General features: G+C 53.2%; 1 protein-coding gene. It reads left to right on the top strand.

The genetic code is table 11. From position 1 onward, the window contains the following. A partial coding sequence (locus AC0IWT_RS19975) for a hypothetical protein (protein WP_471798508.1) occupies positions 1-278 on the top strand: 278 nt, incomplete at both ends.

Below are 278 nucleotides of genomic sequence, written 5' to 3'. Positions count from 1 at the left end.
CAAAAAAGCTGGGCGAAAGTTTAACGCAGCTTAGTGAGGGCGGCACAAATAAGTTGGGTGCGTTACGCGCCGCTTCAAGTACTTTTTCCGAAGCTCTTGGCTCTATAGGCGCCTCTGGTGCTATTGCGGCAGTAGGCATCGGTGCAGTTATAGCAGCTATTGCAGTTGCCAACTCAGGCATCGAAGATGCTCGTGTGGCAGCAAAAGAAGCTATTGAGCTTGGCGAAAAAGCGTTTGATGCGCGCCTGGCGCAAGGCGAGCTTATCCGGCTACAGGGC

The organism is Pedobacter sp. AC464, from assembly GCF_979253075.1.
The sequence above is the reverse complement of the archived record's forward strand: the minus strand, read 5'-3'. Positions and strand labels throughout refer to the sequence as shown.